Here is a 20,454-nt window from a genome sequence, read left to right on the forward strand (position 1 = left end):
CTCCCCTTCCTGCGCGCACGTGCTCACGAGCCGGCCCCGAGGCCGAGGATGCGTTGCGCGATGATGTTCTTCTGGATCTGCGACGTGCCGCCCATGACGCTCTGCGACCGGCTGTACAGGTAGGCGCCGAACAGTTCCTCGTCGGCGGTGCCGACGGTGGCGAGCGTCGCGTGGCCCACCGACTGTTCGGTCCACGTCATCAGCAGCTTGTCCAACGACCCGTCCGGGCCGTGGGTGATGCCGTCGAGCTGCTCGGACAGTCGCCGGCGCACGTGCAGCCGCAGCATCTCGGTCTGCACCCACGCCCAGGACAGCTCGTCGGGTGCCTCACCATCGACGGATGCGGCCAACTGGCGCACCAGTTTTCCGTACCGCGCGGAGAAGCCCAGCGTCGACGGTTCGCGTTCGTGGCTGACGACGGTCATCGCGAGCTTCCAGCCGTCCCCCGGCGCGCCGACCATGTTCTCCGCCGACACCCGGGCACCGTCGAACAGCACCTGCCCGAATTCCTTGGTGACGCCGCTGATCATCTTCAGCGGCCGCTGCTCGATGCCCTCCTGGTGCATCGGCACGATGAACGCCGAGAGCCCCTTGTGCTTCGGCACGTCCCTGTCGGTGCGCGCGAGCAGCAGACACCAGTCGGCGACGTCGGAGTAACTCGTCCACACCTTGTGCCCGTTGAGCACGTAGGTGTCCGGATCGTCTGCACACGGCACGGCGGTGGTGGTGAGCGAGGCCAGATCCGACCCTGCGCCCGGCTCGCTGAACCCCTGGCACCAGCGTTCGGTGCCGTTGATCATGCCGGGCAGGAACCGTTGCCGCAGTTCCTCGCTGCCGTGGTGGCTGAGGCCGACGACGAGGTAGCCGAGACTCGGGCGCGCGGGTGCGCCCGCCTTGGCGATCTCCTCGTCGACGATGACGTCGTACACCGGCGGGAGGTCTTGGCCGCCGTAGCGCGCCGGCCACGACGTACCGAAGAACCCGGCCGCGTACAGCGCCTGGTGCCACGCGCCGGCCTGGGCCCAGTACGCGTCGCCGGACGTGGGGAACCGGCCCTTCTGCTCGACGAGCCAGCCGCGCAGCCGCTCGCGGAACTCGGCCTCGTCGGGGGCGTCACGAAAGTCCAATGGTCAACTCCTTCAACGCGACCGGCCATGCCTCGGTGGCAGCCAGCACCCTGCGCAGGTAGACGTGGGCCAGGCACTCCCAGGTATTGCCGATGCCGCCGTGCACCTGGATCGACGTCTCGCACACCGTGAGCGCCGAGCGCGCGCTGTAGACCTTGGCGACCCGGCAGGCTTCCACGGCCTCGGCGACGGAGAGTTCGTCGACGGCCCACGCGGCGTGCCGCAGCACGCTGATCGACCCCTCGATGAGGGCCTGGCTCTCCGCGAGGAGGTGCCGAACGGCCTGATACGAGCCGATCGTGGCGCCGTACTGCTCGCGGACGGCCGCGTACTCGGTGGCCAGCCGCTGCGCACCCCGCGCCGCCCCGACGATGTCGGCGGTCGTCGCCGCCAGCGCGAGTGCGTGCCAGCGGCCGGCGTCCTCGTCGGAGAGGTCGGCGAGTTCGGCGGGTGAGGTGACGACGCCGGTCAGAGCGTGCGTCAGGTCGATGCCCGCCGGCGGCGCGTCGGGCGCCGCGACCGCGCGGCCGAGCCGGCGCGCCAGGTCGTCGGCGAGGACCGGACCGAGGAACGGCACGTCGACGAGGCCGCGGGCGAACTCCTCGGCGACCAGGGCCACTTCGACCCCGGACGCCTCGTCGGAGCGCAGCGTCCGCCAGCCGGTGGCGGCGACGTTCTTCTCCAGTCGGGCGATCCTGCCCTCGTCGTCGAGGTCGGCGACCGACCCGGGCCCCAGGTCGTCGGCCAGTTCGGCGGCCGCGTCGCGCAGTTGCCGTTGTTCGGCGGTCAGACGGACGTCCATCGCACCCTCTCGTTCTCCGCGCAATCGGTCATCACGCGCTCTCTCAATTTGCGGCGCAGCACCTTTCCCGACGGCAATCGCGGGATCTCCTCGACGAAGACGACGGTCGCCAGGCGCTTGTAGGACGCGAGCCGTTCGGCGACCAGCGTCGTCAGCGTCTCGGCCGTGACCTCGCCGCACCGGCGGACCGCGGCGACGATGGCCTCGCCGTCGCGGGCGTCGGGCACGCCGAAGACGGCGCAGTCCGCGACGGCGGGGTGGCCGTGCAGCACGGCCTCGATCTCGGCCGGCGCGACCTGGAAGCCGCGGACCTTGACCATCTCCTTGGCGCGGTCGGTGATGGACAGCAGGCCGTCGGCGTCGACGTGGCCGACGTCCCCGGTGCGGTACCACCCGTCGGCGAAGGCCCGTGCCGTGTCGTCCTCCGGGAGGTAGCCCGCCATCACCGACGGCGACCGCAGCTGGATCTCGCCGTCCTCGCCGGCAACGAGCGGCTCGCCGGTCTCGAGGTCGACGATGCGCACCGAGACACCCGGCACGACCCGGCCGACGGTGTCGAGGCGGCCGCCGGTGAGTTCGTTGCAGGAGATGACGGGCAGTTCGCTCGCGCCGTACGCGGTCACCCAGGTCAGGCCGGACCGCTCGGTGACCGTGGTGGCGACGCTCTCGGTCACCGGCGTCGCGCACCACATCACGTAGCGCAGCGACGACAGGTCGTAGTCCTCCAGACGCGGATACGCCGCGAGCGCGAGCGCGATCGGGGCCACGGCCATCTCGATCGTGATGCGGTCGGACTCGATGTGGCGCAGCATCGTGTCGATGTCGAACCGGGGGTGCAGCCGGATCCACGAGTCGGCATCCCACGCGGTCGCGATGTTGAGCAGCCCCAGAATGTGCGAGGGCGGCGTCATGATCTGCATCCGGTCCGACGACGTCAGGCCGAGAGCGGCGCGCCAGTGCGCGATCGCGGCGGCGAACCCGCCGTGCGTGTGCCGGACGGCCTTGGGCAGCCCCGTCGTGCCCGAGCTGAACACGAACAGGGCGTCGGAGGCGGGGTCGGGACGATCGAAGGTGCGCCGGCCCGGGGTGACGGGTTGGTCGAGGTCCAGCATGGGCATCGCCTCGGCCAGCACGGGATGGTCGCCGACGGCGTGCGACGGTCCGGTGAGGGCCAGGGCGTGGTCGACCTCGGCGCGCCTCCAGGCGGTGCTGAGCAGCACGACCGACGCCCCGAGCAGCCACACCGCCCGGACGGCCACCACGAATTCCGGACGATTGGACGACATCAGCGCGACCCGGTCCCCGCGCCGGACGCCGCGCTCCTCGAGTACGGTCGCCATGCCACTGGTGAGCGCATCGAGTTCGGCTCTGGTGTACTGCTTCTCACCGAAGGCCAGGACGGGAGGTTCAGTCATGCCGTGCCCTCCGATGCTGGTCCAACCCCGTACGATGCCCGTTGAGAACATCCTATCAATATTTGAGAATGGTATTCTCATAGATACCGAACTTCGACGTCAGGAGTGGATGCGATGAGTGCGGACCCTGCCCCCAGCGGCGACGCCGGCGAGGTCACGATCCTCCTCGACCGCAAGACCGCCACGGTGAAGATGGTCCCCGGCGAGACGCTGCTCGAAGCCGCCCGGCGGGCAGGCATGGGGCCCCCGTTCTCCTGCGAGGCGGGCAACTGCGGCACCTGCATGGCCAAGCTGATCGACGGCGAGGCCACCATGGAGGTCAACGACGCGCTCGACGAGGACGAGGTCGCCGACGGCTACGTGTTGACCTGCCAGGCCGTTCCGGACACGCCGAACGTCCACGTCAGCTACGACGACTGACACCGCGCCGAGTACTCGTCCAGTGCGGGGGCGGGCCGGTACTCCGGGGTGAAGCCCGCGATCTTCACCGAGCCGGCAACCAGACGGTGCTCGCCGGCCGTGACGATCGCCTCGGGCGTCGCCTCCAGCGCCTCCGGCAACGACCGCACCGCGGCGGCCGGGATGCCGAGTGGCCGCAGCCGCTGCTCCCAACCCAGCGCCGTGTCCGTGGCGAGCACCGCGGTCACCAGCGGGAGCACCTCGTCGCGCCGCGCCGAGCGCTCGGCCATCGTCGCGAAACCGCCGATGCCGGCCTCGGCGCAGAACGATCGCCAGAACCCGTCATGGGTGATGAACAGCGCGAGGTAACCGTCCCCGGTCGGAAACAGTTGCGCCGGAACGTAGTACGAGTGCGCACCGTACGGGTGCCGGCGCGGAGCCACCCCGTCGTTCAGGTACGCCGACGCCCGGTAGTTGAGCTGCGAGAGCATCACGTCGCGCAGCGACACGTCGACCTGCCCGCCGCGGCCGGACACGATCTGCGCGAGCAGACCGAGCGCCGCGGTCAGCCCCGTCGAGTTGTCGGCCGACGAATAGCCCGGCAGCGTCGGCGGCCCGTCCGGGTCCCCCGTCATCGCCGCCACCCCGGTCGCCGCCTGCACGACGTAGTCGAACGCGGGGTCGTCGCCGCCGTCGAGCCCGTATCCGGTGAGCGCGACGCACACCAGGCGCGGATTGACACGGGAGAGCGCCTCGTACGTCAGCCCCAGCCGGCGGATCACCGACGGCTTCATGTTGACCAGCAGCGCGTGCGCGTCCGCCGCCAGGTCGGAGAGTCGCCGCTGTCCCTCCTCCGACGCGAGGTCCAGGCAGACGCTGCGCTTGTTGCGGTTCAGGCTCGCGAAATAGCTGTCTCCGACCTGGCGGGAGATCTCGCCGCCCGGCGGCTCCACCTTGATCACCTCGGCGCCGAGATCGGCCAGCATCATCGTCGCGTACGGACCGGCCAGCATCACGCCGACCTCGAGGATGCGGATCCCGGCCAGCGGCCCGCTCATCGGGTCACTCTGCTCTTCGCGCAAGCGCTCATCGGGTCACTCCGCTCTTCGCGCAGGCGCTCATCGGGTCACTCTGCTCTTCGCGCAAGCGCTCATCGCACCCGCTTGGCGAGTTCCGCGATCACCTCGCGCGTCCGGTACTTCGACGCCACCAGCTCGTCGCGGGTGTCGCCGATGGGCAGCAGTCGCACGGACAGATCGGTCACCCCGGCGTCGGCGAACTGCTGGAAGCGGGCCAGGATGGCGTCCTCGTCGCCGGCGGCGCACAGGTCGCCGACGTTGCGCGCCTCCCCGCGGTCGAGCAGCCGCTGGTAGTTGGGCGACGTCTCCGCCTCGGCCAAAATGCGGTTCGCGCGCTCCTTGGCGGCGTTGATCTCCGAGTTCGCGCACAGGCACACCGGGATCCCCGCCACGATGCGCGGCGCGGGCCGGCCCGCCTCGGCGGCCGCCCTGGTGATCTTCGGCGCGATGTGCTCGCCGATGGCCTTCTCGTCGGCCATCCACAGCACGGTGCCGTCGGCGTGCGCACCGGCGATCTGCAGCATGACCGGCCCCAGCGCGGCGACCAGGACCGGCAGCGGCTTCTCGGCGCCCAGCACGGTCGGGTTGTGCACGGTGAACGCGTCGTTCTCCACGTCGACGTCACCCGGGCCCGTCAGCGCGGCGGCGAGCACCTCGAGGTAGTCGCGGGTGTAGGCCGCGGGCTTGTCATAGGGCAGGCCGAGCATGTCCCGCACGATCCAGTGGTGCGACGGTCCGACGCCCAACGCCAGCCGCCCCGCGGCCATCGCGTGCACCGAGAGTGCCTGCCGTGCCAGAGCGATGGGGTGCTGCGCCTGCAGCGGGACGACGGCCGTACCGAGTTCGATGCGGGAGGTGTGTGCGGCCATCAACGCCACCATGGTGAGGCAGTCGAAGTCATCGGGCACCTGTGGCATCCACGCGGTGTCCAGACCAGCGGACTCGGCCCACTCGATGTCGGCCACCAACTTGGTGACCTTGCGCGTCATGTCGCCGCGCTCGGCCCCGATCATCACGCCCAGTCTCATCGCCGACCCCCGTGCTGCCTGCCCCTGCCGGGCTCGCTGATGCGCATCGTCAGTGCTCCACCTTCTCGGTCAGCGCGCGCACGTCGCGGACGAGCATGTCCAGGGGCGTGCCGGTCGGGAACACCGCGGCCGCACCGGCGTCGAGCAGCTTGGGCACGTCGGACTCGGGGATCGTGCCGCCCACCACGACGGCGATGTCACCGGCGTCGGCGGCGCGCAGGGCATCGACGGTGCGGGTCGTCAACGCCACGTGCGCACCCGAGAGGATCGAGAGCCCGACGAGCGCCACGTCCTCCTGCAGCGCGATCGACACGATGTCCTCGATGCGCTGCCGGATGCCGGTGTAGATGACCTCGAAGCCCGCGTCGCGCAACGTGCGTGCGACGATCTTCGCGCCCCGGTCGTGACCGTCCAGACCGGGTTTCGCGACGAGGACGCGGGCCGGGTGGGCGTGGGTGGAAGCGGGTTGCGCCATGGCTAGAACACCACCGGCTGCTGGAATTCGCCCCACACGGACTTGAGCGTCGAGACCATCTCGCCCACCGTGCAGTAGGCGTTCGCGCAGTCGATGAGTCGGTGCATCAGGTTGTCGTCCCCTTCCGCGCCGCGGGCCAACGCGGCCAGCGTCCGTGTGACCGCGACGCCGTCGCGCTCGGCCTTCACCTTCGCGAGCCGCTTGAGTTGCAGATCGCGCCCCTCGGCGTCGAGTTCGTAGGTCGCGATCTCCGGCGCGGGCTCGTCGACGACGAACCTGTTGACGCCCACCACCGGTCGGGCGCCGGACTCCACCTCCTGGTGGATCTTGTACGCCTCGTCGGCGATCAAGCCCTGCAGGTACCCGTCCTCGATGCAGCGGACCATGCCGCCATGAGCTTCCAGGTCGCTCATGATCTCCACGATCTTCGCCTCGGTGGCGTCGGTCAGCGCCTCGACGAAGTACGAACCACCCAGCGGGTCGGCCACCTTCGTCACACCGGTCTCGTACGCCAGGATCTGCTGGGTGCGCAGGGCGAGCGTCGCGGACTCCTCGCTGGGCAGCGCGAAGGGCTCGTCCCACGCCGCGGTGAACATCGATTGCACGCCGCCGAGCACCGACGCCAGCGCCTCGTACGCCACCCGGACCAGATTGTTCTGCGCTTGCGGCGCATAGAGCGACGCCCCACCGGAGACGCAGCCGAACCGGAACATGGACGCCTTGTCGGTCGTCGCGCCGTACCGCTCCCGGACGATGGTCGCCCAACGACGCCGTCCCGCACGGTACTTCGCGATCTCCTCGAAGAAGTCGCCGTGGGTGTAGAAGAAGAACGAGATCTGCGGCGCGAACCGGTCGATGGTCATCCGGCCGCGTTCGACCACGGTGTCGCAGTAGGTGACCCCGTCGGCGAGGGTGAACGCCATCTCCTGCACGGCATTGGCGCCGGCGTCGCGGAAGTGTGCGCCCGCCACGGAGATCGCGTTGAAGCGGGGCACCTCCGCCGCGCAGAACTCGATGGTGTCGGCGATCAGCCGCAGCGACGGCTCCGGCGGCCAGATCCACGTGCCGCGCGACGCGTACTCCTTGAGGATGTCGTTCTGGATGGTGCCGGTGAGCTTCTCGCGCGGCACGCCCTTCTTCTCGGCGGCGGCGACGTAGAACGCCAGCAGGATCGCGGCGGTGCCGTTAATGGTGAAGCTGGTGCTGATGGCGTCCAGCGGGATGCCGTCGAAGAGGACCTCCGCGTCGGCCAGGGTGTCGACCGCCACGCCGACCCGGCCGACCTCCTCGCCGTACTCCTCGTCGTCGGAGTCGTAGCCGCACTGCGTGGGGAGGTCCAGGGCGACCGACAGGCCGGTGCCACCCTGGTCGAGCAGGTACCGGTAGCGGCGGTTGCTCTCCTCGGCGGTGCCGAACCCCGAGTACTGCCGGAAGGTCCAGGTCTTGCCGCGGTAGCCGGACGCGAAGTTCCCGCGCGTGAAGGGATACTCGCCCGGCGCGGACGGCTCGCTCTCGCGGTCGGACGGTCCGTAGACCGGCTCCAGCGGGATGCCCGATGGAGTCTCAACGACGTCACTCATCGGTTGATAACGTACTTGCAGAAAATGAGAATGCCAATACCGCTACACGGAAGGATTGGCGATCGACCGCGTGACGTGCGCCGTCGCAACCCGGGTCGGCGTACGGTCCATTCCCCCTCACTAGTGCGCCCGCGCCGTGTGCGAGCATGACACTTGCAAAAAATGAGAACGTGACTGTCGGTCGGCTACCATCGGAGCACCGACCACGGCGAGGAGCGGAGCGGGATCGCCCATGACACAGCAGCCATTGGCCGATCGGACCCTGGTGGTGAGCGGCGGGAGCCGCGGCATCGGGCTGGCGATCGCGCTGGGTGCCGCGCGGCTCGGCGCCAACGTCGTCCTGTTGGCCAAGACGAGCGAGCCGCACCCCAAGCTGCCCGGCACCGTCCACACGGCGGTCGAGGAGGTGGAGGCCGCCGGCGGCAAGGGCCTCGCGGTGGTCGGCGACGTGCGCAAGGAGGAGGACGTGGCGCGCGCGGTCGAGGCGGCGGTCGATCGCTTCGGCGGCATCGACGTCGTCGTCAACAACGCCAGCGCGATCGCCACCGAGCCCACCGAACGACTGTCGGCCAAGAAGTTCGACCTGATGATGGACATCAACGTCCGCGGCACGTTCCTGCTGACCAAGGCCGCGCTACCCCACCTGCGCGGGGGGACCAACGCACAGGTAATGACCCTGGCGCCGCCGCTGAACCTGAACCCGTACTGGCTCGGCGCCCACCCGTCCTACACGCTGTCGAAGTACGGCATGACACTGCTCAGCCTGGGCTGGGCGAGCGAGTACGCCGACGCCGGAATCGGTTTCAGCTGTCTGTGGCCGCAGACCTACATCGCGACGTCGGCGGTGACCAACCTCGCCGACGGCGACGAACTCGTCCGGCGGTCGCGCAGCGCGGACATCATGGCCGATGCGGCGGCGACGATCCTGACCCGGCCCGCCGGCGAGGTGAACGGTCAGTGCTTCATCGATGCCGACGTGCTCAGCGCATCCGGGGTGACCGACCTGTCCCGTTACGGGGGTGGCGATCAGCCGATGTGGGATATCTTCCTGGACCAGTCATGAGTATCTCGCTGCTTCTGGAAATGGCGTCCTCCGCCGAGCCCGAGCGGACGGCGGTGGTGTCCGGCGACGTCCGGCTCAGCACCGAGGAACTGAGTGCGCTCGCCGACGGCGGCGCCGGCGTGATCGCGGCGTCGGGCGCCCAGCACGTCGCCTACGTGGGCCTGGGCGGCGCACTGCTTCCCCTGCTGCTGTTCTCCGCGGCGCGCGCGGCCGTGCCGGTGACACCGCTCAACTACCGGTTGTCCACCGACGGCCTGCGGGCCCTGCTCGACCGGCTGCCGGAACCGTTGGTCGTGGTCGACGAGGAGTACCGCGATGCCGTCGGCGACGGCTACCGCTCGATGAGCGCCGACGAGTTCCTCGCCGCGGCGCGCACGGCCGAGCCGGTCACCGAGTTCGCCGACCCCGATGCCGTGGCGGTCGTGCTGTTCACCTCGGGCACCACGTCGAAGCCCAAGGCCGTCGAACTCACCCACAACAACCTCACCAGCTACGTGACCGGCACCGTCGAGTTCGCGTCCGCCGAACCCGGTGACGCGGCGCTGATCTGCGTGCCGCCGTACCACATCGCCGGCGTGGGTGCGGCCCTGTCGAATCCCTACGCCGGCCGAAAGATGGTGTACCTCCCGCACTTCGATGCCGCCGAGTGGGTGCGGCTGGTGGGCACCGAGAACGTCACCTCCGCCACGGTGGTGCCCACCATGCTGGACCGCATCGTCACGGTGCTCGACGCCGACGCGATAGCGCTGCCGTCGCTGCGGACGTTGGCCTACGGCGGCTCCAAGGTGCCGCTGCCCCTGGTCCGCAAGGCGCTGTCACTGCTGCCGAACGTCGGGTTCGTCAACGCCTACGGTCTCACCGAGACCAGCTCGACCATCGCCGTGCTCACCCCCGACGACCACCGTGCCGCCCTCGCGGCGACCGACGCCGCCGCCGCCCGCCGGCTCGGCTCGGTGGGTCAGCCCGTCCCCGGCGTCGAGGTCGAGATCCGCGCCGAGGACGGCACGGTGCTGGGCCCGGACGAGACCGGCGAACTGTTCGTGCGGGGCGAACAGGTCTCGGGGCGCTACACCGACATCGGGTCCGTGCTCGACGAGAACGGCTGGTTTCCCACCAAGGACGTCGCGCTGCTCGACGCCGACGGCTACCTGTTCATCGGCGGCCGTTCGGACGACACCATCATCCGCGGCGGGGAGAACATCGCCCCGGCCGAGATCGAGGACGTCCTCGTCGAGCACCCGCACGTGCGCGACTGTGCGGTGGTCGGCGCCGACGACCCCGAATGGGGACAGATCATCGTGGCCGTCGTCGTGCCGGACGCGGGCACCGAACCCGATCCCGAGGATCTGCGATCGCACGTGCGGGCGCAGTTGCGCGGGTCACGCACCCCCGACCGCGTCGTCTTCCGCGACGAACTCCCGACGAATGCGACCGGCAAGGTGCTGCGACGCGAACTCGTCGGCGAGCTGAATTCCGGCACCATCCCCACCGCGACCAAGGAGCCCGCATGATCAAGAACGGCACCCGACTGCAGAGCCAGGTCTGCGACACCCAGGTGATCGTGGTGCGCAGCGCCGACGACCTCGACGACCTGCGCGCCGGCGGCGCACCGATGGTGCCCGTCGGCAGCGACGTCGACGCGGCGCTGTCCCTCGACGAGGGCCTGGCCGAGGGCAACCTGATGGGCAAGCGCTACGTGACCGACTCGGGCGCCGAGGTGCTCGTGACCAAGGCGGGCAAGGGAACGCTCAGCGTCGGCACCACCCCCCTGAACGTCAAGGAAGCCAAGCCGCTGCCCGCCAGCGACTGACGTCTCTCCCCCCGCGCTCGTCGCCGGCGGGGGTTCGTGGAATCCATGCGCGCGGGCACCGTGCGCGGGGTACGTTGACGGCACTAGCACCGAGGTTCGACAGCGCAGCTCCCTTGGTCACCACGAACCCCGTCGGGGTTCCTCGAAGCGAAGGCGGAGCCGGTTGGTGGATGACTCCTCGACCGCGACGGGCGTGGCCGCACCCGCCATCCCGCGTGTCGGGCTGTTGTCCCGGAAGACGATTCGCGCCGCGATCGCCCGCGTGCAGCAGGTGCACGGCCTCACCGACCCCGACGACGGCTTCGGCGCTCTGCAGAAGGCCTCGCAGGCCCACAACGTGAAGCTGCGCGCGGTGGCGGCGGCATTCCTCTCCGAGCGCGAACCGGCCGCCAACGGCAGGCGCCCGCGTCCTGCTGCGCCGGCCCTGACGTTCTCCACTCACGGCGCGGACGCCCAGCCCAACCGCAAGCGCATCCTCACCGATCTGATGACCGGCGTCTCGGCGGCCGCCGGCGCCGACTTCGGCCTCGTCCAACTGCGCGACCCCGTACACGGCGGCCTCATCATCGAGAATCAGCACGGCTTCGACCGCGACTTCCTCGACCTGTTCGCCTATCTGGACGACACCGGCACCGCGAGCGGCACCACGCTGGCCCGGCGGTCCGCGACCGCGGTCGCGGACGTCGCGACCTCGCCGATCTACGGTGCGACCGATCGCGCGGCGATCCTCGCCGCCGGCGTCCGCGCACTGCTCTCGGTCCCCCTGCTCGACGAGCACGGCGACCTGCAGGGGGCGGTGGCGGCGGTCTTCGCGGCGCCGCACGAGGTACCCGAGGCAATCGAGACGATGATCCGGCTGCACGCCGACGAGTGCGCACGGTGGTTGCACTGGTACAACCTCGTCACGATGCCCCGCGTGGTGGCGTCGGTGCACGCTGCGGCGCGCGCGGCCCGCGCCGCGCAGCGCGGCACCGGCGGTGTGAGCCCCACGCCGATCGCGCTGCCGCCGCGGATCTCCGCCATCCAGTAGGACGCTCCCAGCGCTGTCACGGCGTCAGGGGCGTCACCGACTGGCGGCGCGCGGTCCCCGAGCGGCGGCGACGACGTCGCCGGTGAACCGCGACAGCAGGACCGCCTGCGTCGCCGCGAGGTGCCGACGGGTGATGCGGTGGACGTCGTCGGCACGGCCCGCCGCGATGTCGTCGACGAGACGGCGGTGGGTGCGCACGGCACCGCGCGCCTCGGCGGGCGACGGATACTCACCCCGCCGGGAGACCGCGGCCGCCCACTGGCGCTCCTGCGCCGACCACAGCGCGACGAGGCTGCGCACCACGAACCGGATGGTGCCGTTGGGGGTGAAGGCCACGACGAGGTCGTGGAATTCGCGGGCGACGCGGGTGAAGGCCACGCCGTCGGCCACGACCTCCGCCGAGGCGTCCACGTTGGCGGTCAGCGCGGGGACGACCGCCGTCGCGCGGTCGGGCCGCCGAGCCACCTCCGCGGCCGCCAGCGGCTCGAGATGCAGCAGGCCCTCGGCGAGATCGCCGAGCGTCACGCCGGCGCCCTGCAACACCAGTCCGAGGTGGTAGGCCGCCGAGGTCTGGTCGGGGCGGTGCACTTCGGCACCGCCGACGCTGCCCCGGCGGACCGTCACCAGCCCCTCGGTCTCGAGGATCCGCAGCGCCTCCCGCACCGAGGGGTAGCTGACGCCGAACTCGCGCACCAGCTGGTCCTGCGTGGGCAGCCGCTCGCCCTCGGCGCCGGTGAGGATGCGTTCGCGCAGTTCGGCGGCCACGGTCTCCGCGATGCGTTGCTGAGGGATCCGCCCGGTCACGACCGAATACTAGCAATCCTTATAAGGATTGCTCTACGATCGCCGGGTGGACTTCCAAATGAGTGGCGCGGCAACGGCGCTGCGCGAGGAGCTGCGCGGCCTGGTGCGCGACCACCTGCCCGAGGACTTCCTCGGCGCGTTCACGTCCGACCCCGCTGATCTGGAGACCGCCCAGGGGTTCTGCCGCTTGCTCGCCGATCGCGGCCTGCTGTGCATGTCGTGGCCCGAGGAGTTCGGCGGTCGCGGTTCGTCACCCTGGGAGCAGACGGTGGTGCGCGAGGAGATGTGGGCGCACCACGAGCCGCGTGGCGCGCAGTACATGGGCGTCAACTGGGTCGGCCCCACGCTCATGCGGCACGGCACACCCGCCCAGCAGCGCACCCACCTGCCGCCGATCGCGCGCGGCGAGGTCATCTGGTGTCAGGGCTTCAGCGAGCCGGAGGCCGGGTCCGACCTCGCGTCGCTGCGCACCACCGCCACACCCGACGGCGACGGCTGGCGGATCAACGGCCAGAAGATCTGGACGTCCTACGCGACGATGGCGCAGTGGTGCTTCCTGCTGGCCCGCACCACGCGGGTCGGCGACGGCGGCGTGGCCCGCAAGCAGCAGGGGCTGACGATATTCCTCGTGCCCATGGACGATCCGGCGATCACGGTGCGCCCCATCGGCTGCATGATGGGCCCGCACCACCTCAACGAGGTGTTCTTCGACGATCTCCGCGTCACGGCCGACGACGTCCTCGGCGACGTCGACGACGGCTGGTCCATCGTGCAGGCCGTGCTGGCCTTCGAGCGCGTCGGCATCGCGCGGTACGCCCGGTGCGAGCGGCTGCTGCACCTGGCGCCCGACGCGCTCGGCGAGCGGTGGGACGACCTCTCCGTGGAGTTGCGCGGCCGCTGGGTTCGCGCGCTGACCCTGTGCCGCCGGGCGCGCCTGCTGGCCTACCGCGTGGTGGCACTGCAGGCCGGCGGCACGGTGACCCCCACCGACGCCGCGGCCTACCGCATCGCGGTGACGACCTCGATCAGGTCAGCGCCGAGGTGCTGGTCGAGATCGCCGCCGAGATCGGTGCCGACGCCCCGCCGGCGAGCGCACTATTCCTGCGCGAAGTCAACGACCACTGGCGCTACTCGCAGGCCGCCACGGTGTCCTCCGGGAGCATCGAGATGCAACGCATCCTGTTGGCGCGCAGCATGGTGGCGCCGCGATGAACATCGACCTGAGTCCCGAGGCTCTCGAGTTCGGCGCGCAGGCGCGACGCGCATTCGACGCCGCCGGCGGCGACGCGCTGGTTCGGGCCGCCGAGGCTGATCCGCGGTCACGGGAGGCCGTCGCGGGCGCCGTGCTCACCGATCTCGGCGCGTGGGAGCTGACGCCGCGAACGGACGCCGACTCGTTGGAGGCCGCGGCGGCGCTGTGCCGCAGCGCGGGGTACTGGTGCCCTGCTGGACGCTGCTCGGCATGCTCGACCGCGCGCTCGACGTGACGGTCGAGCACGTCCGGTTGCGCCGGCAGTTCGGCCAACCGCTGTCCGGGTTTCAGGGCGTGCAATTCCAGCTCACCGATGCCGAGGTGGAACGCGCCGGCGTCGACGTCCTCGCCAAGTACGCCCTGTGGAGCGCCGGCAGCGGGCGACCGGAGGCGCTCGACGACGCGCTGGCGTTGCGGATGGCCGCCCTCGAGGCCGCCGAGGTCGTCTTCCGGGTGACCCACCAGCTGCACGGGGCGGTCGGTTTCTGCGACGAGACCACGCTGTCCTGGCTGTCCCGGTACAGCCAGCCGCTGCGCCGCCTGCCGCTGGGACTGAGCGCGACGCGCGAGCTGCTCGCCACGCGCACCGGGCGGCACGGCCTGACCGGACTGTTCGGCACCCACCCGGAGCTGACGCGGTGACCGACCTCGACGCCTTCCGCGCCGAGGTGCGGCAGTGGTGCGCCGACCACGTGCCGTCCGATTGGCGGGACACCCAGACCGGCGCCGACGACGCGACGTTCGTCGCCTTCCAGAAGGACTGGTTCGCCCGCCTGCACGCGGCGGGCTATGCGGTGCCCCACTGGCCCGCCGCGTGGGGCGGCGGGATGCCGGTGGCCCAGCAGATCGTGCTGTACCAGGAGTTGGCCGCAGCCGACGCGCCCCGCCTGGTGCTGGCGTTCGTCGGCATCCACCACGCCGCCTCGACCTTGCTCATCGCCGGCACCGAGGAGCAGCGCCGGCGTCACCTGCCGGCGATCCTCGACGGCGAGATCTGGGTGCAGGGCTTCTCCGAACCGGAAGCCGGGTCCGACCTCGCGGCGCTCCGGACGACCGCACGCCGCGAGGGCGACGAGTTCGTCGTCAACGGGCAGAAGCTGTGGGCGAGCGGCGGCCGGCACGCGGACTGGTGCCTGCTGCTGGCCCGCACCGACCCCGACGCGCCGAAACGCAAGGGCATCTCGTACTTCCTGATGGACATGTCGACGCCCGGCATCGACGTGCGGCCGATCCGCAACGCCGTTGGCGACTCGCACTTCTGCGAGATCTTCCTCAACGACGTCGTGATCCCCGCCGCCAACCTCATCGGCCCGGAGAACGCGGGATGGCAGGCGGCACAGGCGACGCTCGGCGCCGAGCGCGGCATGACGATGCTGGAGCTGGCGGAACGGCTGGGCCACGCCGGCTTTCGCTGGTTGGTCGCAGAGTGTGGGCGACCGCGGCCGGACGGCAGCCGACCGCTCGACGACCACGCGGTGGCCGACACGCTCGCGAAATTCGAGACCGAGATCACCGGTCTGCGCGGTCTGTGCCGGGCGGTCGTGGAGGGGCACGACCGCGGCGACGTCGGCCCGGCCGATCCGTCGATCGTCAAGTTGTTCTACAGCGAATTGCTACAACGGATCACCGACTTCGGCGCGGAGATCGGCGGACTGGAGGCGCAGACGGTGCTGACCAAGCCGATGTCCAGCGGGTGGGAATCCGGGGCGTGGATGCTCGACTTCGTCGGGTCCTGGGAGTGGACGATCCCCGGGGGCGCGAGCGAGATCCAGCGCACGATCATCGCCGAACGCGGACTGGGTCTGCCGCGGGATCCGGTGCCGTCGTGAGCGGATTCGAGGAGCTGCACGACGAGTTGCGCGCGGTGGCACGCGACGTCCTCGGCACGGGCGACGCCGACTGGGCCCGGGTGGTGGACGCGGGCTGGACGGGCCTGGAGGTCCCCGACCACCTCGGCGGCGCGGACGCCACGTTCGCCGAGACCGCGGTGGTGCTCGAGGAGTGCGGCCGGGCGGCGTCGCCGGTCGGCCTGCTCGGGGTGACGCTGGCCGTCGGCGTGCTCACCGGGCTGCCCGATGACGCGACCCGCGACGACCTGCTGGCGCGCATCGCCAATGGCGCCACCGCCTGCGTCGCACCGGGTTTCGGGGTGGCAGGCACGTCCGCCGCAGGAACCAGCACCGTAGGAACCAGCACCGCAGGAACTAGCACCGCAACAACCATGGCGACCGGCACCGCGCGGTTCGTGCCGGACGCCCCCGGGGCCGACGTCCTGCTGCTCGTCACCGACGACGCCGTGCTCCTGGCCGACGGTGCCGCGGTGTCGCGCATGGCCGTGGTCGATCCGACGCGCTCCCTGGCGAGCGTCGACGCCGACGGCGCGGCCGTGCTGCACGCCTGGTCCGCGCCCGGTGTGGCCGACCGCTGCGCCCAGCGCGCCGCCGTGGCCGTCGCCTGCGACAGCCTCGGCGTGGCGGAGGCGATGCTGGCCCGGACCGTCGACTACGCCTCGGTCCGGCACCAGTTCGGCAGGCCGATCGGTTCGTTCCAGGCCGTCAAGCACGCGTGTGCCGACATGCTCGTCGGCATTCGCGTCGCACGCCGGTTGGTGGCCGACGCCGTAGCAGGGGTGGCGGCCGGTGCGGATGCCGGCGAGGCCGCGGCCATGGCGAAGTCCTACACCACGGCCATGGCCGTCGACGTCGCAGGCAAGGCGATGCAGCTGCACGGGGGCATCGGCTACACCTGGGAGAGCGGGATCCACCTCTCGCTCAAGCGGGCCGCCCTCAACCGGGTGCTGTTCGGCTCCCCCGCGGAGCACCGCCGTACGCTAGCCGCCCGCTACGCCGACGCGGTGCGTTAGGGCGCGGCCGACCGCGCGACGCGGCGCTTCGGTCAGGACGTTGCCGGAGCCGGAGCGAGGCCGTCCTCGAGTTGCGCGAGCAGTTCGAGCGCTGCGCGGAGGTGACGGGGATCAGCACCGGCGCCGCCGAGCAGCCGGCTCCACTTCGCCCGCAGCCGAGCGAGATTCGCGCCGGCACGGGCGGTCGGATGTAGCCGCGACTGCCGGCCGTCGTGCTCGTCGGCGGTGCGGGCGATCATCCCCTTGGCCTCGAGGTCGCGCAGTGCGCGGCTGAGGTTGCTGCGCTGCATGCCGGTGGCAGCCGCCACCGCGCTCGGCGAGGTGCCGGGGTTGCGGTCGACGAAGCGCATCACGTTGACCTCCGTGGCGGTCAGCTCGACGACGGCGGGATCGGTGTGCGCGTCGGCCGTGATGGCGCGCGCGAGCGCGAGGATGAGGTCGGCCAGGTCGGCGTACTCGGTGTGACGATCGTCGCGTGCGGGCACGGTTCCGAGCCTACGCCGAATGGTTGTAAGCTGATAAGTATCATTTGATAACCATTTGGAAGGGGATGCCCCGTGGCCTCCACCCGCGCCCTGCCGACCGACGCCGGCCGGACGATCACGCCGGCCCTGCTGGTCACGCTGGCACTGCTCTCGGCGGTGGCACCGTTCGCCACCGACCTCTACCTGCCCGCCTTCCCCGCGATGGTTGCCGACCTGCACACCTCCGCCACCGCAGTGCAGCTGACGCTCACCGCGTTCCTCCTCGGCCTCGCCGTGGGACAGCTGGTGTTCGGACCGCTGTCGGACCGCTTCGGCCGCATGCGCCCCCTCGTCGTCGGCGCCGCGGTGTGCGTCGCGGCCAGCGCGGCCACGGTCTTCGCACCCAGCGTCGAGGTCCTCGTCGGCGCCCGGTTCGCGCAGGGCGTCGCCGGTGCCGCCGGCATGGTGATCGGGCGGGCCATCATCGCCGACCTCGCGACGGGCAAGGCCGCGGCGCGCGCCTTCAGCCTGATGATGATCGTCGGCGGCGTCGCACCGGTCGTCGCGCCGCTCGCCGGCGGCGCGCTGGTTGGGCCGATCGGCTGGCGCGGCGCGCTCGCGGTGATCCTCGGCCTGTCGACGCTGATGCTGATGTCGGTCCTGCTCATCGTGCGCGAGACGCACACCGAGCACCGCCGTGCCGCGCTGCGCGCCACCAAGGCCGAACTCGGCTCGCCGCTGCGCGACCTCACCCGTCGCGACTACTTCGGGCACGCCATCGCGTTCTGCGGCGCCTTCGCCACGATGATGGCCTACATCTCCGCGTCGCCGTTCATCTACCAATCGATGATGGGACTGTCCGCAGGCCAGTACGGCGCGATGTTCGGCGTCAACGCCCTCGCCCTGCTCGCCATGAGCGCCACCTCCGCGAAGCTGACGGCCCGCCACGACGTCCGGCGCATCGCCGCCGTGGGCATGGGCGCCATCCTGGTGTCCACCGTGGTCCTGCTGACGCTCGCGCTCAGCGACGTCCCGGCCGGCTGGCTGGCGCTGCCGCTGCTCGTCACCGTCGGCAGCATGGGCCTCATCTTCGGCAACACCACGGCGCTGGCACTCGGCGCGGCACCCCGGGCCGCCGGCACGGCCTCGGCGGTACTGGGCGCGCTGCAGTTCGGCGTGGCCGCGGCGGTCTCACCCCTGGTGAGCATCGCCGGCGCGGGTACGGCCGTGCCCGCGGGGATCGTCATGGTGTCGACCGCCGTTCTCGCGCTGGTCGGCTTCGTCGTGGCAGGCCGCCGCGGCGGCGACGCCCACGCGCCTGCCACCGCCGACGCCGACGCCGCCGACACAGACGCCGACGAACTCGTCGTCGAATGGGGGCGTGCCTAGCGGCGCTCCCCCACCTGGCCCGCCTCGTGGACCCCGCGCGGCGCAACGTCACCGCACCGCATCGTGGTTACCCTCGTACCGACATGAACCGACGATGCGTGCTGGCACTGACGACGTGTGTCCTGCTGCTGGTGTCGACGGGCTGTTCGGCGTTCTCCGGCGGCGGGCCGCGCGACGCCTTCGCCGCCTTCGCCGACGCGCTCGCCCGCCGCGACGTCCCCGCGGCCGCGGCCGCCACCACCGACCAGGCCGCCGCCACGCCGGTCCTCGCCGCCATGTTCGACGGGCTCGGCACGGCCGCCACCGTCGCCGTCGACGTCTCGTCCGCCGCCGACAACGACGACGAGGGCGCGACCCTGCACTACACCTGGACCTTCGGCCCGGACCGGACGCTGCGCTACGACGCGACCGCGACGGCCGTGCAGCGCGGTGACGACTGGCGCGTCACGTGGGCGCCGACCGTCCTGCACCCCGACCTGGCGCCCGGTGTCACGTTCCAGTACAGCGACGACAAGCAGTACCTCACCCCCGTCACCGACCGCGACGGCGTCCCGCTGCTGACGTGGCAGACGGTCGGCGTCGTCACCTTGGCGCGCGACCACCAAGCATCCGCGGCCGCGCTCGCGCCGCTGCTGGCGCAGTTCGCCCCCACCATCACTGACGCCAGCATCACCGACCAGTTCGCCGGCACCGCCGACGCCACGGTGACCGTGGTTCGGCTCCGCGAGGCCGACCTGAACCTGGTGCGCGACCAGCTGGCCGCCATCCCCGGCGTTCAGGTCGCCGAACAGGGCGCACTACTCACCGCGAACCGCGAGCTGTCCTCGCCGGCGATGGCCGGACTGCCCGACCTCTGGCAGAAGGCCATCGACGCCGACGCCGGCTGGTCGGTGCTGCTCATCGACCGCGACGGCCGGCCCACCGAACGACTCGCCGCCACGCCGCCGAAGGACACGCCACCCGTCCGCACGACCCTGGACAGCCGGCTGCAACTGCTGGCCCAGCGGGCGGTCGCCACCGAACGCCGCCCCGCGGTCCTGGTGGCCATCTCCCCGAGCACCGGCGGCATCCTCGCCGCGGCCCAGAACGCCGCGGCCGACGCGCAGGGACCCATCGCCTTCTCGGGCGCCTACCCGCCCGGCTCGACGTTCAAGACCGTCACGACGGCCGCGGCGCTCGAGGCCGGCATCGCCACCCCGGACAGTCCCGAGCCCTGCCCCGGCCGGGTCACCGTGGAGAACCGCACGATCCCCAACGACGACGAGTTCGACCTCGGCACCGTCCCGTTGACCACAGCGTTCGCCCGGTCCTGCAACACCACGATGGCCCTGTTGTCCGACCAGCTGCCCGCCGACGCACTGCCTGCCATGGCCAAGCGCTTCGGCATCGGCGTCGACTACGTCATCCCCGGGCTCACCACCATCACCGGCAAGGTGCCCAACGCCGACAGCCCCGCCCTCAAGGTGGAGAACGGCATCGGGCAGGGCACCGTGACCGTCAGCCCGTTCGGCCTGGCGGTGGCCGAGGCGAGCCTCGGCCACGGCGCGACGATCACGCCGTCGCTCGTCGTCGGTCAGCAGACCACCGCCGACACCGCGGCCACGCCGCTGCCGCCCGGCGTCGTCGACGCGCTGCGGGCGATGATGAGCCAGACCGTGGCCGACGGCACCGCCACCGCGCTGCGCGACGTCCCGGGACTCGGCGGCAAGACCGGCACGGCGGAGTTCGGCGACAACGCCCACTCGCACGGCTGGTTCGCCGGCATCGTCGGTGACATCGCCTTCGCGACGCTGGTGGTCGGCGGGGACACCTCGGCACCGGCCGTCGCGGTCACCGGCGACTTCCTGCGTCCCGCGGTCGCGGGCTGACGGCAG

18 protein-coding genes and 2 pseudogenes are annotated in these 20,454 nt (G+C 71.4%); 11 read left to right on the top strand and 9 right to left on the bottom strand.

Annotation, left to right across the window (positions count from 1 at the left end; all coding sequences use genetic code 11):
- Positions 1 to 23: 23 nt before the first annotated feature.
- From FZ046_RS24755 to FZ046_RS24765, 3 genes are read right to left on the bottom strand one after another with little or no spacing between them, the layout of a single operon-like run.
- Complete coding sequence (locus tag FZ046_RS24755; RefSeq protein WP_070351858.1) at positions 24 to 1,127, bottom strand: acyl-CoA dehydrogenase family protein; 1,104 nt, start codon at positions 1,125 to 1,127, stop codon at positions 24 to 26.
- A complete protein-coding gene (locus tag FZ046_RS24760; protein ID WP_070351859.1) occupies positions 1,114 to 1,929 on the bottom strand; it encodes an acyl-CoA dehydrogenase family protein in 816 nt (271 codons plus the stop codon). The genes FZ046_RS24755 and FZ046_RS24760 overlap by 14 nt, the downstream gene beginning before the upstream one ends.
- Entirely contained in the window at positions 1,914 to 3,344 is a 1,431-nt protein-coding gene (locus FZ046_RS24765) for a class I adenylate-forming enzyme family protein (protein WP_070351860.1), read from the bottom strand. The genes FZ046_RS24760 and FZ046_RS24765 overlap by 16 nt, the downstream gene beginning before the upstream one ends.
- 114 nt (positions 3,345 to 3,458) lie before the next feature.
- Here FZ046_RS24765 and FZ046_RS24770 point away from each other — a divergent pair, with 114 nt between their 5' ends.
- Positions 3,459 to 3,764 (top strand): 2Fe-2S iron-sulfur cluster-binding protein, encoded by a 306-nt coding sequence (locus FZ046_RS24770; protein ID WP_070351861.1) that lies wholly within the window; start codon positions 3,459 to 3,461, stop codon positions 3,762 to 3,764.
- Here FZ046_RS24770 and FZ046_RS24775 read toward each other — a convergent pair.
- The 4 genes from FZ046_RS24775 to FZ046_RS24790 form a co-directional block, all read right to left on the bottom strand.
- The gene (locus tag FZ046_RS24775; protein WP_070351862.1) at positions 3,752 to 4,801 is read right to left on the bottom strand and encodes a CaiB/BaiF CoA transferase family protein; all 1,050 of its coding nucleotides are present in this window, start codon (positions 4,799 to 4,801) and stop codon (positions 3,752 to 3,754) included. The two genes, FZ046_RS24770 and FZ046_RS24775, sit on opposite strands and share 13 nt — an antisense overlap.
- Before the next feature lie 92 nt (positions 4,802 to 4,893).
- Complete coding sequence (locus tag FZ046_RS24780; RefSeq protein ID WP_070351863.1) at positions 4,894 to 5,850, bottom strand: LLM class F420-dependent oxidoreductase; 957 nt, start codon at positions 5,848 to 5,850, stop codon at positions 4,894 to 4,896.
- A gap of 49 nt (positions 5,851 to 5,899) precedes the next feature.
- Positions 5,900 to 6,325 carry a cobalamin B12-binding domain-containing protein gene (locus FZ046_RS24785; protein WP_070351864.1) on the bottom strand — a complete coding sequence of 142 codons (426 nt, stop codon included), beginning with the start codon at positions 6,323 to 6,325 and terminating at the stop codon, positions 5,900 to 5,902.
- A 2-nt stretch (positions 6,326 to 6,327) separates the two neighbouring features.
- The gene (locus FZ046_RS24790; protein ID WP_070351865.1) at positions 6,328 to 7,905 is read right to left on the bottom strand and encodes a methylmalonyl-CoA mutase family protein; all 1,578 of its coding nucleotides are present in this window, start codon (positions 7,903 to 7,905) and stop codon (positions 6,328 to 6,330) included.
- A gap of 232 nt (positions 7,906 to 8,137) precedes the next feature.
- Between FZ046_RS24790 and FZ046_RS24795 the strand changes: the two genes are divergently transcribed.
- The 4 genes from FZ046_RS24795 to FZ046_RS24810 all read left to right on the top strand — a co-directional run bounded on the left by FZ046_RS24795 (position 8,138) and on the right by FZ046_RS24810 (position 11,808).
- Positions 8,138 to 8,968, top strand: coding sequence for an SDR family oxidoreductase (locus FZ046_RS24795; RefSeq protein WP_070351866.1), 831 nt, complete (start codon positions 8,138 to 8,140; stop codon positions 8,966 to 8,968).
- Positions 8,965 to 10,479 carry a class I adenylate-forming enzyme family protein gene (locus FZ046_RS24800; RefSeq protein ID WP_070351867.1) on the top strand — a complete coding sequence of 505 codons (1,515 nt, stop codon included), beginning with the start codon at positions 8,965 to 8,967 and terminating at the stop codon, positions 10,477 to 10,479. The genes FZ046_RS24795 and FZ046_RS24800 overlap by 4 nt, the downstream gene beginning before the upstream one ends.
- On the top strand, positions 10,476 to 10,778 hold the full coding sequence (locus tag FZ046_RS24805) for a hypothetical protein (protein WP_070351868.1): 303 nt from the start codon (positions 10,476 to 10,478) through the stop codon (positions 10,776 to 10,778). The genes FZ046_RS24800 and FZ046_RS24805 overlap by 4 nt, the downstream gene beginning before the upstream one ends.
- A 166-nt stretch (positions 10,779 to 10,944) precedes the next feature.
- A complete protein-coding gene (locus FZ046_RS24810; protein ID WP_070351869.1) occupies positions 10,945 to 11,808 on the top strand; it encodes a GAF and ANTAR domain-containing protein in 864 nt (287 codons plus the stop codon).
- A gap of 33 nt (positions 11,809 to 11,841) precedes the next feature.
- On the opposite strand, the gene FZ046_RS24815 is transcribed toward FZ046_RS24810, so the two are convergent.
- Positions 11,842 to 12,612, bottom strand: coding sequence for a FadR/GntR family transcriptional regulator (locus tag FZ046_RS24815; RefSeq protein ID WP_070351870.1), 771 nt, complete (start codon positions 12,610 to 12,612; stop codon positions 11,842 to 11,844).
- 58 nt (positions 12,613 to 12,670) lie between these two features.
- On the opposite strand from FZ046_RS24815, the pseudogene FZ046_RS24820 reads away from it, so the two are divergent.
- From FZ046_RS24820 to FZ046_RS24835, 4 genes and pseudogenes are all read left to right on the top strand, one after another.
- Positions 12,671 to 13,824: pseudogene (locus tag FZ046_RS24820) on the top strand (acyl-CoA dehydrogenase family protein).
- A pseudogene (locus tag FZ046_RS24825) lies at positions 13,821 to 14,506 on the top strand (acyl-CoA dehydrogenase family protein). Before FZ046_RS24820 ends, FZ046_RS24825 begins: the two co-directional pseudogenes overlap by 4 nt.
- The gene (locus FZ046_RS24830; protein WP_070351873.1) at positions 14,503 to 15,693 is read left to right on the top strand and encodes an acyl-CoA dehydrogenase family protein; all 1,191 of its coding nucleotides are present in this window, start codon (positions 14,503 to 14,505) and stop codon (positions 15,691 to 15,693) included. The pseudogene FZ046_RS24825 and the gene FZ046_RS24830 overlap by 4 nt, the downstream one beginning before the upstream one ends.
- Complete coding sequence (locus FZ046_RS24835) at positions 15,690 to 16,727, top strand: acyl-CoA dehydrogenase family protein (protein ID WP_070351874.1); 1,038 nt, start codon at positions 15,690 to 15,692, stop codon at positions 16,725 to 16,727. The genes FZ046_RS24830 and FZ046_RS24835 overlap by 4 nt, the downstream gene beginning before the upstream one ends.
- Positions 16,728 to 16,759: 32 nt before the next feature.
- Here the strand turns inward: FZ046_RS24835 and FZ046_RS24840 are convergent, their stop codons facing one another.
- The gene (locus FZ046_RS24840; RefSeq protein ID WP_070351875.1) at positions 16,760 to 17,212 is read right to left on the bottom strand and encodes a MarR family winged helix-turn-helix transcriptional regulator; all 453 of its coding nucleotides are present in this window, start codon (positions 17,210 to 17,212) and stop codon (positions 16,760 to 16,762) included.
- Between the two features lie 72 nt (positions 17,213 to 17,284).
- Here FZ046_RS24840 and FZ046_RS24845 point away from each other — a divergent pair, with 72 nt between their 5' ends.
- Together FZ046_RS24845 and FZ046_RS24850 are read left to right on the top strand one after the other, a co-directional pair.
- Positions 17,285 to 18,580 carry a multidrug effflux MFS transporter gene (locus FZ046_RS24845; protein ID WP_149484337.1) on the top strand — a complete coding sequence of 432 codons (1,296 nt, stop codon included), beginning with the start codon at positions 17,285 to 17,287 and terminating at the stop codon, positions 18,578 to 18,580.
- An 83-nt stretch (positions 18,581 to 18,663) separates the two neighbouring features.
- A complete protein-coding gene (locus FZ046_RS24850; protein ID WP_070351877.1) occupies positions 18,664 to 20,448 on the top strand; it encodes a penicillin-binding transpeptidase domain-containing protein in 1,785 nt (594 codons plus the stop codon).
- Positions 20,449 to 20,454: the final 6 nt, after the last annotated feature.

Origin of the sequence: Mycolicibacterium grossiae (genome assembly GCF_008329645.1) — a bacterium.
Taxonomy (GTDB): domain Bacteria; phylum Actinomycetota; class Actinomycetes; order Mycobacteriales; family Mycobacteriaceae; genus Mycobacterium; species Mycobacterium grossiae.